Origin of the sequence: Micromonospora sp. C31 (genome assembly GCF_018070575.1) — a bacterium.
Lineage (GTDB): Bacteria > Actinomycetota > Actinomycetes > Mycobacteriales > Micromonosporaceae > Micromonospora.
In genome coordinates this window covers 21,749-34,411 of record NZ_JAGPXN010000005.1, presented here as the reverse complement: position 1 = coordinate 34,411, position 12,663 = coordinate 21,749, and the positions used below count along the sequence as shown (strand labels likewise).

Below are 12,663 nucleotides of genomic sequence, written 5' to 3'. Positions count from 1 at the left end.
CGCTCCGACGATGAGGTCTGGCAGACGCTGGCCGCGCTCGCGACCGTCGCGCCGGGCGCGTCGTCGGTCCGGGCAGGGGCCGCGCGATGATGTGCCACGGGAAGCCGGTCCCGCGACCTGGGCCTGGCACCGGTCGAACGGCGACGGGCCGCAGGTGGTGGATGCCACCTGCGGCCCGCCGGCCTCTTGCTGTGCGGTTGGTCGTCGCCATCGACCCTGGGAACACCATGGCCGTGCGCTCAGGCGCAGATCGCCTGGATGGCCAGGCCGTCGCTGGGCACGCCGGTCAGCGACAGGCGGACCGCTCCGAGGTCAGCGTCCATGTAGAGGGAGTTCAGGAAGGTCTGACCGGCCGAGCCGGCTCCCGTGGCTCCACCGACCGAGTGCACCTGCTCGGTGCCCGAGCAGACGTGGCTGGCCGAGCTGACCCCGGTCTGCACCGATCCTTCGGCCGCCGCCCCAACCGGGTTGGCGCAGATGGCGTACGTGGTGACCTGCCAGTTGCCCGAGTAGGCGCCATCTTCCGCAGCGGCGGCCCGGGCGACGTCCAGAGGGCCGGAGGCCCGGGACATCTGCAGGCCGACGCTGCCGAAGCCGCCGCCGGCGAGGCTCGCTCCGCTGCCGATCACCCGCTGGCCGCTTGGGCAGCCCGCGGCGGTGCTCCGGGGCGAGACCGAGGAGTAGCCGGAGCCCTGCGCGACGATGGTGTACCCGGGCACTGAGGTCGCCGGGGCGCAGATGGCGTAGCCCTCCAGTGCCCAGTTGCCGCTGATCCCGCCCGGCGGTTCGTCCGCCCAGACCTCGTACCGGTCGGTCTGGCCGGAGCCGCTGACCGGCTGCAGGTGGCTCAGCCGGATCGACCCCGCCGCCGGGCCGCTCACCCGGGCGCCGCCGCCGATCACCCGCATCCCGCTCGGACACTCGGCTGCCCGGGTCTTCGGTGACTGTGAGTCCGTCGCGGTGCTGACGTGGGTGGTCCGGATCAGGCCGCTGACCGCGGCGGCGGGGGTGGTCGCGACGAGTTGGGCGGCCATACCGATCGGCAGGGTGGCGAGCAGCGCCGTCACGCGGAGACCGGTCCGACCTTGTTTCGTGTTCATGGCTCCTCATTTCGTATGGATCGAGGTGACTGGCTCGTGCCGTCGACGTCGAATGTGCTCCGTGGACGTTCGGAGAATCTTCGGCAGTCGTTAAATTGGCTGCTCAACCCCGTGGTTCGGTGGATGCTGCAGAGATGGGCACGGTGCGTATTCCATCCGGTACGGATCCGGCCGGTCCGTCGCGTCCGGAGACTCAGGTCGAGCTGCTGGTCCTCGGTGAGGTGGCGGTGCGGGTCGGCGGCCAGGATGTCGACCTGGGACATGCCCGGCAGCGCTGCGTCCTGGTGGCCCTGCTGGTCGACGCGAACCGGGTGGTCCCCACCGAGCGGCTGCTCGACCGGGTCTGGGGAGAGCGGCAGCCGCAGCGGGCCCGCAACGCACTCTCCGCGTACGTCTCCCGGCTGCGTCAGGTGCTCGCGCCGGCCCACCAGGTGGAGATCGTTCGCCGGGCCGGCGGCTACCTGCTCCGGGTCGATCCGGCCCTGGTCGACCTGCACCGTTTCGAACAGTCGATCATGCGCGCCCGCGCCACCACGGTGGCCAGGCACCGGTCCGGGACGACCGGCCCGCCCGAGCCCGGCGCGTTCCGATCCGAAGACGATCCGGCGGCCCTGCTGACCCAGGCGCTGTCGCTGTGGCACGGTGAGCCCTTCGGCACCCTGCGGACCGCCTGGCTCGACGCGGTCCGGACGGCGCTGATCGCCAGCCACCACGCCGCCCAGCTGGACCTGGTCGACCTGGCGTTGGCCGTCGGCCGGCACGCCGACCTGCTCGGAGAGCTGACCGCCCGAGCCGCGGAGCATCCTCTCGACGAGCGGATCGCCGGTCAGCTCATGCGGGCCCTCTACGGCGCGGGACGCCAGGCCGAGGCACTGCGGCACTACCAGCTGGTCCGTACCCGACTCGCGGAGGAGCTGGGCACCGATCCGGCGGCGCCGTTACGGCAGACGTACCACCAGATCCTGACCGCGGATCCGGGCCTGGGGGTGGCGGCCGTGCCGCACCCGGCCCCCGCGACGCCGAGGGCTACCGTCGTCGCGCCGGGAGTCTCGCCCGCGACGTTCGTCGCCCAGGCCGGGCCCCCGCCCCGTCAGCTGCCGGCCCCGCCGCTCGCCTTCACCGGCCGGGTCGAGCAACTCGCCGAGCTGGACGCCATGCTTGCCGAGCCGGAGGCCGGCGGGGAAGTGACCGGGAGCGGAGAGCCGGGGGCGGTCGCCGGGCCGGGTGGGTTGGCGCGGGTTCCCCTGACGGTGGTGGTCGGCCTTCCGGGCGTTGGCAAGAGCACCCTCGTGCTGCACTGGGCACACCGGACCGCCGCCCGGTTCCCCGACGGACAGCTGTACGTGAACCTGCGCGGCTTCGACCCGGCCGGCTCGATCCTGGAACCCGCCGAGGTCGTACGCGGATTCCTGGCGGCTCTGGGGGTCGCGCCACAGCGCGTCCCGATCGGATTGGCCGCGCAGACCGCCCTCTACCGCAGCCTGGTCGCCGGCCGACGGATGCTGGTGCTGCTCGACAACGCCCGGGACCCCGAGCAGATACGCCCGCTCCTGCCCGGAGCCCCGGGTTGCGTCACCGTGGTGACCAGTCGTGGACAGCTCGACGGCCTGGTCGCCATCGAGGGGGCGCGGCCGCTCACCCTCGATCTCTTCACCGTCACGGAATCACGACGGTTCCTGGCGCAGCGGCTGGGGCAGGCCCGGGTCCGAGCGGAACCCGCAGCCGTAGAGAAGATCATCGCCCGGTGTGCCCGGCTGCCCCTCGCGCTCGCCATCGCCTCGGCGCGGGTGGTGGTGAACCGGGCGATCACCCTCACCGACCTGGCCACGGAGCTGGCCGGGGCCGGGGCCAGCCTCGATCCGTTCGACGGTGGCGACCCGGCCGCCGACGTCCGGGCCGTCTTCTCCTGGTCGTTCCGCGCGCTCACCCCGGCCGCCGCCGAGCTGTTCCGGCTCATCGGGCTGCATCCAGGGCCGGAGCTGGGGGTGGCAGCCGTGGCGAGCCTGGCCGGCAAACCGACGTCCGCCATCCGGCCTCTGCTGGCCGTCCTGACCCGTGCGAATCTGGTCACCGAACACGCTCCCGGCCGATATGTGCTGCATGACTTGCTCCAGGCGTACGCCGCCGAGCAGGCCGAGGTCGAGGAGCCGGCGGCGAACCGGCGGGCCGCGACCCGGCGTCTGCTCGAACACTGCCTGCACACCGCGTACGCCGCGGACCGGTTGCTGTATCCGCACCGGGACCCGATCCTGCTGGCCGACCCGGCGCCAGGGGTGGTCCTCACTCCTCTGGCCGACGGCGTGGCGGCGATGCGGTGGCTGGTGACCGAACACCGGGTGCTGCTCGCCGCGGTCGACCTGGCGGCGCGGGACGGCTGGGACCGGCACGCCTGGGAACTCGCGTGGAGCCTGACCAGCTACGTCAACCTGCGGGCGCTCTGGCACGACCAGGTCGCCGTGCAGGGTGCCGCGATGCCGTCGGCGGTCCGGCTGGCGGACCGGGCGGCGCAGGCGCACCTGCACCGTAACCTGGGCCGGGCGCTGACTCAACTGGACCGTCCGGACGAGGCTCAGCGGCACCTGGCGCAGGCCCTCGAGCTGTTCGTGGCCGTCGGGGACCGGGCGAACCAGGCGCAGACCCACGTGAACATCGCCCGGGTGCTACAGCAGCAGGGCCGGGACCGGGAAGCGCTCTCCTACGACCTGCGATCGCTGGAGCTGTACCGGCTGGCCGGGCATCTGGCGGGTCAGGCCCGGGCCTTGAACAACATCGCCTGGATCCGGATCCGGCTCGGCGAGCACCATCAGGCCCGAGAGTTGTGCCGGCAGACGTTGCGGCTCAACGAGGAGATCGGCAACCGGCACGGGGCGGCCACCAACTGGCGTACGGCCGGCTGCGCGGAGGCGGCGACCGGCGCCCACCACGAGGCGATCGTCTGCCACGAGCGGGCACTGCGACTGTTCCGGGAGATCGGGGACCGGGGTGGCGAAGCGGAGGCGCTGGTCGGCCTCGGTGACGCCCGGTACGCCTGCGGCCAGGTCGAGGCGGCCCGGGAAAGCTGGGCGGAGGCGCTGGCGCTGCTGGAGGAGGCAGGCCATCCGGACGCCGCCGCCGTCCGCGCCCGCTCCGCCGGGTCGATCGTGGGGTTGGCGGAGAGGGAGAACTTTCCCGTCTCTGCTGACCCGTGATCCGACCACGCGGCGCGGTGCGCGACCTCGTTCAGCAGTCGTGTGGCGGTTGCGCCAGCCGTTCCACGAGCGCCGACGGCGCGTCAGCGAGGAGTCGCGGTGGGGGTGGCGACGGCGCCGCCCCCACCGTCATGTCCGGGAGCGACGCCAGCGGGGCCGAAAGGTCGGCATTGGCGGTTGGTGAACGACTGCTATCCCGGGCGGGGGTCGGCCGTCGATCATTGCCAGGAGATAGATATGAGTCATTCTCGCCTCCGGGTGGAACGCCCGGCGCGGAGGGCGAGACGTCGGCACCGCAGCCGGGCGTACCGAAGGCCGACTCCGCGTCCCCGGAGGAACTCTCATGCCCCGTCCCCCACTCCGCGCCCGGCTCGCGGCGCTCACCGCCGCCGTCCTGACCGCGAGCGTCCTGACCGTCACCCCGCCGTCACCGGCGTTGGCCGCCGCCGGCACGTTCGCCGCCAACGACTACTGCCTCGGCCAGTGCGCCGACATCCTGCCCCCCGGGCAGAACGGCAACGCCACGCTGGCCGCCATCCTGGCCCACCAGGCGCTCGGCACCCGCCCCGCGCACTCCAGCGACCAGCTCGACGAGTACGCGAACCTGGTCTACAACTACGCCGGGCTGACCGACGAGCAGATCGCCCACTTCTTCAATGACGCCTCCTTCGGCGTCCCCGCCGGGCGGGTCGAGAGCACCGTCTCGCCGCGCGCCGACGTCACCATCGTGCGGGACAAGGCCACCGGCGTTCCGCACGTCACCGGCACCACCCGTGCCGGCACCATGTTCGGCGCCGGCTACGCCGGGGCCCAGGACCGGCTCTGGGTGATGGACCTGCTGCGGCACGTCGGCCGCGGCAACGTCACCTCGTTCGCCGGCGGCGCTCCCGGCAACCGGGAACTGGAGCAGAGCGTCTGGGCCAACTCGCCCTACACGGAGGCGGACCTCCAGGCCCAGGTGGACGCGCTGCGTACCAAGGGCGCCCGGGGCCAGCAGCTCTACACCGACGTGGTCGACTACATCGCCGGCATCAACGCCTACATCGACAAGTCGATCGCCGACGACAACTACCCCGGCGAGTACGTGCTCGCCGGCGCCGGCAAACCGAAGCACTTCACCACGACCGATCTGATCGCCACCGCCGGTGTGATCGGCGGCCTCTTCGGCGGTGGCGGCGGCAGCGAGATCCAGTCCGCGCTGGTCCGGGTGGCCGCCCGGGCCAAGTACGGCGCAGGCGAGGGCGACCGGGTGTGGGCGGCGTTCCGGTCGCAGAACGACCCGGAGACCGTGCTCACCCTGCACGACGGGCAGAGCTTCCCGTACGGCGCGACGCCGCCCGGCGCGACCAGCGCGGTGCTCCCCGACGCCGGCACGGTGGTCGCCGAGCCGCTCGCCTACGACCAGACCGGCGGGGCCGCCGCGCGCACCGGCGCCAGCACCGCCACCCAGGGGCTGATCGGCGGCCTGGCCAACCTGCGCGCGCACGGCATGTCCAACGCGGTCGTGGTCTCCGGACGGCACACCACCACCGGCAACCCGGTCGCCGTGTTCGGCCCGCAGACCGGCTACTTCGCCCCGCAACTGCTGATGCTCCAGGAGTTGCAGGGGCCGGGCATCAGCGCGCGCGGCGCCGCGTTCGCCGGGCTGAACCTGTACGTGCTGCTCGGCCGCGGCCAGGACTACGCCTGGAGCGCCACCTCCGCCTCGCAGGACCTCACCGACACCTACGCGGTGCCGCTGTGCACCACCGACGGCAGCGCGCCGACGCTGCGCACCAACCGCTACCGTTACCACGGCCAGTGCCTCGCCATGGAGACGCTGGAGCAGCGCAACTCCTGGTCGCCGACGCTGGCCGACTCCACCCCGGCCGGCTCCTACACCCTGCGCGCGCTGCGCACCAGGTACGGGCTGGTCGCCTACCGGGGGCTGGTGAACGGGCAGCCGACCGCGTTCACCAAGCTGCGCTCCACCTACCGGCACGAGGCCGACTCTGCGATCGGCTTCCAGGCCTTCAACGACCCGTCGGCGATGGGCGGCGCGGCGGCGTTCCAGGCGTCCGCCGCGAACGTCGGGTACGCGTTCAACTGGTTCTACGTCAACTCCACCGAGGCGGCGTACTTCAACTCCGGCTCGAACCCCGTCCGTCCGGCCACCCTCGACCCCAACCTGCCGGCGAAGGCCGAACCGGCGTACGAGTGGGTCGGCTGGAACGCGGACACCAACGACGCCACCTACCTCCCGCTCTCGGCCCACCCGCAGTCGGTCGACCAGGACTACTACGTGAGCTGGAACAACAAGCAGGCGCGGGACTTCGGGGCGGCGGACGGCAACTTCAGCTTCGGCTCCGTACACCGTGGTCAGCTGCTCGACGGCCCGGTGCGCGCGGCGATCGCCCAGCGCAAGCTCGGCCGCGCCGACGTCGTCAGGATCATGGCGGACGCGGCGGTGACCGACCTGCGCGGCCAGCAGGTCCTCGGCGACCTGCTGCGGGTGCTCGACAGCGCGCCGGTCACCGATCCGGCGCTGGCCGACGCGATCGGCAAGCTGCGGGCCTGGCGGCAGGCCGGCGCCCGACGGGTGGAGACATCGCCCGGCTCCAAGGTCTACCAGCACGCCGACGCCATCCGGATCTTCGACGCGTGGTGGCCGCTGCTCGCCTCGGCGCAGTTCCGCCCCGGGCTCGGGCCGGACCTCTACGCCGCGCTGGTGGACGCCATCAAGGTCAACGAGGCGCCGTCGGGCGGCCAGAACGGCGGGCGCGACGGCGCCGCGAGCTGGGCGTCGCAGGGCCAGGCGCACAAGGGCTCGTCGTTCCAGTACGGCTGGTGGGGCTACGTCGACAAGGACGTACGCACCGTGCTCGGTGACCCGGTGGCCGGCGGCCTCGGGCGGGGGTACTGCGGCGGCGGCGACCTGGCCGCGTGCCGGACGGCACTGCTCGGCGCGCTCGGACAGGCGGCGGCCGTGCCGGCCACCACCGTCTACCCGGGCGACAAGTCCTGCTCCGCCGGCGACCAGTGGTGCGCCGACTCGATCGCCCACTCCGGGCTCGGCGGCATCACCCACCCGGTGATCGCCTGGCAGAACCGCCCCACCTACCAGCAGGTCGTCTCGTTCCCGGCACGCCGGGGCGACGACGTCACCAACCTGGCCCAGGGTCGCCCGGCCACCGCGTCGAGCACCCAGTTCCTGACCAGCCACACGCCGAACAAGGCGGTCGACGGCAGCCTGAGCAGCCGCTGGGCCAGCAGCTACAACGACAACCAGTGGCTCCGGGTCGACCTCGGGGCGGCCCGCACCGTCAGCCGGGCGGTGCTGCGCTGGGAATCCGCGTACGGCACGTCGTACCGGATCGAGGTCTCCGGGGACGGCAGCTCCTGGACGCCGGTGTTCGCCACCACCACCGGCAACGGCGGCGTCGACAACGCCACCTTCGCCCCGGTCACCGCCCGCTACGTGCGGGTGTACGGGGTCAAGCGGGCCACCTCGTACGGGTTCTCGCTCTACGAGTTCGAGGTCTACGGCCGGTGACGTCGAAGGCCGGCCGGCGGGAGCCCTCCCGCCGGCCGGCCGAGTGACAGGAGCAGGCCGGCGGCGGCGAGGGCGGCTCCGGCGGCGGCCGTGTACGCGGGGAGTTGCGCGGGGATGCCCAGGTGGACGGTGATGCCGAGGATGCGGGACAGGCCCCAGGGCAGCAGCGCGAGCTGGTCGTTCCACACCGTCAGCGCGCGTTCCAGGCCCACCACCGAGACCAGGGCGGACAACACGCCGAGGGGTACGCCCGCGGCGGTGAGGGTCAGCCCGATGGCGCTTGCGCGGCGCAGGCCGTACCGGTCCCGCAGGACCACGGCGGCGGCCACGAACAGCCAGCAGAACGCCGCGAACGCGACGGTGACGTACGCCGCGCGCAGACCCGGCGCGGTCCAGAAGGCGAACCAGTACCCGCCCGGTCCGCGCCCGGCGAGCGCGGCCAGCAGCAGCACGCTGCGCAGCAGCGCGACGCCGCCGACCACGGCCCACAGGTGGAACGGGTCCCGCCGGCCGACGACGAGGCGTACGACCAGGGCGAACAGCGCCCACCCACCGAGGGTGACCAGCAGGTGCGCCGGCGCGGCGAACCAGGTCAGCACGAGCCGGCTCGCCACCAGCACCACGGCCGGGACCAGCCACACCAACACCCGGTCCGCCCGCGCCCCGGGCGTCGGCAGCGCGGCGACCCGCCACGGCCGGAGCGCGCCGAGCAGCAACCCGCGCGCGGCGGCCGCGCCGAACCCGCGCCCGCGCAGGCCGAGCAGCACCGCGAGCAGGATCGACCCGAGCAACGTCCGGGCCGCCCAGGCCATCGCCGGGTCCCGGTCCGCGCGCCGCGCCCCGAGGTCGGCGGCGGTGAAGTTGTACGCCGGCAGGTCCAGGTCGGCGCCGTAGCGCTGCCGGTGCGCGTCGCGTGCGTCGTGGTACGCCGCCGCGGCCCACCGCCAGTCGTGGCGGGCGGCCGGGGAACCGGTGTCCAGCCACTGCGCGTGCCGCAGCACCATGGCCCGGTACGCCCCCAGCGTCTCGAACAGGTCGACCTGGTAGTCGAGCGTCGCGGTGAAGCGTCCGCGCAGTTCGGCGTCGCGCCAGGTCGCCGGGTCGGTCGCGGCGACCAGGTCGCGCATGCGCCGGGCCAGCGCGACGGCCTGCGAGCCCTCCTCGATCGCCTCGTCGACGTGGCCGCCGGTCACCGCGTAGATGCTGTCCAGCGCGGCGGAGTCGCCGGTCAAGATGTCCCACTCGAAGATCCACATCATGGGCGGTGGTTCCAGCCCGAGCGCCCGCACCGACCGGTCGGCGTACGGGCCGATGTAGAGGCCCTTGGTGACCGCCTGCCGGGACAGCGCCATGGCCTGCCCGATCGTGGCGACGGTGGCCGGGTCGCCGGAGAACGTGCGGTACGCCCAGTCCGCCGTGACCTGCGCCGGGTCGGCGTTCGGGTCCCAGGCCAGCCGGCCGACGGCGTACGTGTTGAGGTCGTAGAGCTGCCAGAAGCCGGCGCGCAGGTGCAGCGACATGGGCCCGGCGTGCAGCGGCCCGCCGTCCTGGGTCCAGTTCCAGACGCCCTCGACGTTCGGGTTCGCGGCGAGGAACGCGCGCAGCGCCTGGCGGTGCAGTGGGCCGAGGTCGTTGGGCAGCGAGCCGAACGCCTCGAACTCGCGCCGGGCCTGGAACTCCACGATGCGGCGGTGCCCGCCGCCCAGCAGGGTGCTGTTCAGCGGCAGGTGGCTGTAGAAGTCGCCCAGGGTGTACTTGGTGGACACGATCAGGTGCGGGTCGTCGAGCCCGCCGAGCACCTGCGCGTACGACTCCGGGTCGGTGTGCAGGTCGCCGACGGCGCCGACGCCCACCGTCCAGGTGCGGAAGATGATCTCCTTGCCGGCCCGGCCGGCGGTGTCCAGCAGCGCCCGCAGCATCGCGCGCACGGACGTTTCCGTGGTGACCGCGAGCCTTGACGAGTAGTCCCAGCCGGTCCCGGCGTACACCTCGCCGCCCTCGCCGACGCGGACCATCAGGCCGTCGACGAACGGCATGCTCTCGAACAGCTCGGCCAGACCGGCCTGGTAGACCGCCCACAGCCGAGGGTCGGCCACGTCGAGGCCGCCGACGGTCCGCGTCAGGTACGCCTCCAGCGGAGGCGACACCGCGAGCATGTCGGTCAGCAGGAAGACCCGCACGCCCATGTCCTCGGCGTACCGGAAGACGGGGCCGAACGCCGCGACCATCGCCCGCGCGCGGTCGACGTGCGGGTCGCCGGGCGGGTAGACCGCGCGCCCGTCGCCGACCTTCGCGAACGTGACGTACTCCAGGAAGCCGGGCACGACGATCCCGTTGAATCCCTGCGCCACCGAATGGTCGACGAACTGCCGGAACTGCGCGTCGATGCGGGCCACCGCGGCGGCGTCCACCCACGGCGCGCCAGGCAGCACCGCCGATGCGACCACGTCGGTGTTCAGGCCGTAGTCGTCGCCGGCGGCGAAGGCGGCCGGGTCGGGCTCGCGCCCCACCGAGCCCGCGTCGGTCAGCCGCAGGCCGAGCCGGGGGACGACCACCCGACCGGCGTCCGCCGCGGGGAGCGCGTCGGCACCGGAGCGGATCCGGTCGGCCAGCCGGTACATCCCGGCTGCCACGCCCGCGACGTCGCCGCCCTGGACGGCCAGCTCGGCGCCGTGCACGTCGAGCCGGTACGACTCGGGCGCCCCGCCGAGGGCGGCCAGCACGCCCGCCCGCAGCGTGGTCACCGCCGACAGGTCCCCGGCCGCGCCGGTGCCCGGCGCGGCCGTCGCGGACCCGGCCGGGCGCGGCGCGGCGGCGGCGAGCACCGGCCGGGGCAGGCCGCGGGAGACGACCGCGTCGGCGACGGCAGCCGCGGCCTTCCTGACCCGCGGCTCGTCGGGCACGACGAGGGACGCCAACGGCGGGACCGGTGCGGGCGTCCGCGCCGGCGCGGCGACGGCGTCCTCGCGCGGCACGGCGGCGGGGGCGTGGCTCAGCCCCAGCGTGTCGCCGACCCCCCAGGCCACCGTCGCGCCGAGCGCCAACAGGACCGCCGCGGCGACGAGCAGCGGGTACGGCCTGCGGGCCCGAGCAACGCGATTCACGCTCGCATGGTAGTGGCCCGCCGGCCCCGTCCTCGACGGACGGAAGCGCTCCCTCAGCCGCCAGCGAGCTGTGGGCCCGGCGCGTGCCCGGCTGGCCGTCGGGTCGACCGCCAGGCGGAGAAGGGCTCAACGCCTGGTGGCGTTCATCGGCGTGAGTGCACCGGCAGCGGGATCTCGAAGAGCACCGTCTGGTGGGTGTCCGGGCGCCCGTCGCGGGCGTCGTGCACGGGTACGGCCACCGACCGCCAGAATCCCTCGGCGCCCTCGATCCGGGTGTCGGTGTGCAGGTACAGCGCCCGGTAGCTGTCCTGCGCGGCGACGAACTCGACAGCCCGGTCCACCAGTGCCCGGGCCAGTCCCCGGCGCCGGTGCTCCGGCCGGACGTACACCCGGAACAACTGGGCGGGCATGACGCTGCGGGCACCGACGAGGTGCTCGGGCGCGGCCTGCCGCACGGTGTAGTCGCCGACGAGGTGTCCGGTCGCAGATCAGCAGCCGGGGCCGGGCCAGCAGGGCGCGGGCCAGGGCGGCGCGTTGCAGTTCCCCGCCGGAGAGCCGCTCGGGGTGCCGGCCGGTGAACTCACCGGTGAGGCCCACCCGGGTGAGGACGGCCTGCGCCGCCTGGCGGGCCGTCGCCGTCTCCAGGGCACACAGCCGTACCGCGACCCGGGCCACCTGGTCGAGCAGGGGCAGGAACGGGTGGAAACTGGCCCGGGGGTCCTGGAAGACGTACTGCACGGCGGCCAGGTCCGCCCGGCTGCCACAGCGCCGGGTGTCTCAGATCATGAGCACGGCTGGACGCGTGGCAGCAGAGGTGCGCACTGGGCTGCCGACAACTCCGCTCCTCGAACGCGTTCTCAGGCCGCTCGAACTTCGGCGAGCCGCCTGACGGCGTACTCGTCGTCCCAGCAGACGGCGGCTTCCCACGCGGCCGACGCATGCCCGGCGATGTCGAGCGCGCCGTCGTCGAGGCCGGCGGCGTTGCCGGGCAGCACGAGGTCGAGGTCGGGGACGCCGACGTGCGACTCGTCCCAGTCGATCAGCGCGACCTGACTCGCGGTCACGCGGACGTTGCCAGGGTTGGCGGGGTTGCCGTGGACGACGCATGTCCGGCGTCCGGCGAGCCGCGCCCACGCTGCTCGGCATCGAGCAACGCTCGCAGGGGGCATCGCGCCGAGGTCGATCTTGGTCCCGGTCTCGGCGTGCAGGAGGTCGATCGACGACCGCCAGCCCGGGCGCTGCGGCCAGCCCCGCGTCAGCCGGTGCAACTCGCGCAGCGTGCCGGCCACGCGACGCCAGTCGGCCTGCGTCTCGGGCGGCCCGCCATCCAGGTAGGTCATCACCACCAGACCGTCGGCGAACAGCCGCCCGTCCGTGGTCGGGATCGGGACCGGCACGGTCATACCTGCACGGTCGAGGTGCTGGAGAAGCCCGGTCTCCCACGCAAGATCAGCGTCGTTCCTGGTGCCGAGACGACCGACCGCGAGGCGCCCGTCGACGCGCACGCTCCACACGTCGTTGGCGACTCCGCCAGCGAGCGGTTCGATGCGAGCGGCGTCTTCACCCCACCGCCCGAGTGCCTCCCACCCCATCTGCCGGATCGTACGGGGCTCCGAACATCACCGTTGCCGACACAGGTGGTGCCTACGCGTTCCGGCGTGGCCGTCCGGCCCCCGCTACCCGGATGGCGGCGTCGTTGGCCGGTGCGGGTCGCGTCAACGGCTACCCGGGGTTTACTC

At 73.7% G+C, this 12,663-nt stretch carries 6 protein-coding genes and 1 pseudogene; 2 read left to right on the top strand and 5 right to left on the bottom strand.

What is annotated here, in order from left to right; translation table 11 throughout:
• Positions 1-239: 239 nt before the first annotated feature.
• Complete coding sequence (locus KBX06_RS09020) at positions 240-1,100, bottom strand: hypothetical protein (RefSeq protein WP_210833787.1); 861 nt, start codon at positions 1,098-1,100, stop codon at positions 240-242.
• 143 nt (positions 1,101-1,243) lie between these two features.
• Here KBX06_RS09020 and KBX06_RS09015 point away from each other — a divergent pair, with 143 nt between their 5' ends.
• Both KBX06_RS09015 and KBX06_RS09010 read left to right on the top strand, forming a co-directional pair.
• Positions 1,244-4,288 (top strand): BTAD domain-containing putative transcriptional regulator, encoded by a 3,045-nt coding sequence (locus KBX06_RS09015; RefSeq protein ID WP_210833786.1) that lies wholly within the window; start codon positions 1,244-1,246, stop codon positions 4,286-4,288.
• A gap of 343 nt (positions 4,289-4,631) precedes the next feature.
• The gene (locus KBX06_RS09010) at positions 4,632-7,820 is read left to right on the top strand and encodes a penicillin acylase family protein (protein ID WP_210833785.1); all 3,189 of its coding nucleotides are present in this window, start codon (positions 4,632-4,634) and stop codon (positions 7,818-7,820) included.
• Here the strand turns inward: KBX06_RS09010 and KBX06_RS28430 are convergent.
• The 4 genes and pseudogenes from KBX06_RS28430 to KBX06_RS08990 all read right to left on the bottom strand — a co-directional run bounded on the left by KBX06_RS28430 (position 7,808) and on the right by KBX06_RS08990 (position 12,516).
• Entirely contained in the window at positions 7,808-10,924 is a 3,117-nt protein-coding gene (locus KBX06_RS28430) for a hypothetical protein (protein ID WP_307854526.1), read from the bottom strand. The genes KBX06_RS09010 and KBX06_RS28430 overlap by 13 nt on opposite strands.
• Positions 10,925-11,067: 143 nt before the next feature.
• Entirely contained in the window at positions 11,068-11,379 is a 312-nt protein-coding gene (locus tag KBX06_RS09000) for an N-acetyltransferase (protein WP_210833784.1), read from the bottom strand.
• A gap of 37 nt (positions 11,380-11,416) precedes the next feature.
• Positions 11,417-11,662 (bottom strand): annotated as a pseudogene (locus KBX06_RS28680) (ATP-binding cassette domain-containing protein); the annotation flags it as partial.
• A 119-nt stretch (positions 11,663-11,781) separates the two neighbouring features.
• On the bottom strand, positions 11,782-12,516 hold the full coding sequence (locus tag KBX06_RS08990; protein WP_210833783.1) for a phosphotransferase enzyme family protein: 735 nt from the start codon (positions 12,514-12,516) through the stop codon (positions 11,782-11,784).
• Positions 12,517-12,663: the final 147 nt, after the last annotated feature.

Excerpts from the sequence above, each read along its gene's own strand:
- KBX06_RS09020 (WP_210833787.1), bottom strand. The coding sequence starts at position 1,100 with ATGAACACGAAACAAGGTCGGACCGGTCTCCGCGTGACGGCGCTGCTC.
- KBX06_RS09010 (WP_210833785.1), top strand. The coding sequence starts at position 4,632 with ATGCCCCGTCCCCCACTCCGCGCCCGGCTCGCGGCGCTCACCGCCGCC.
- KBX06_RS08990 (WP_210833783.1), bottom strand. The coding sequence starts at position 12,516 with ATGGGGTGGGAGGCACTCGGGCGGTGGGGTGAAGACGCCGCTCGCATC.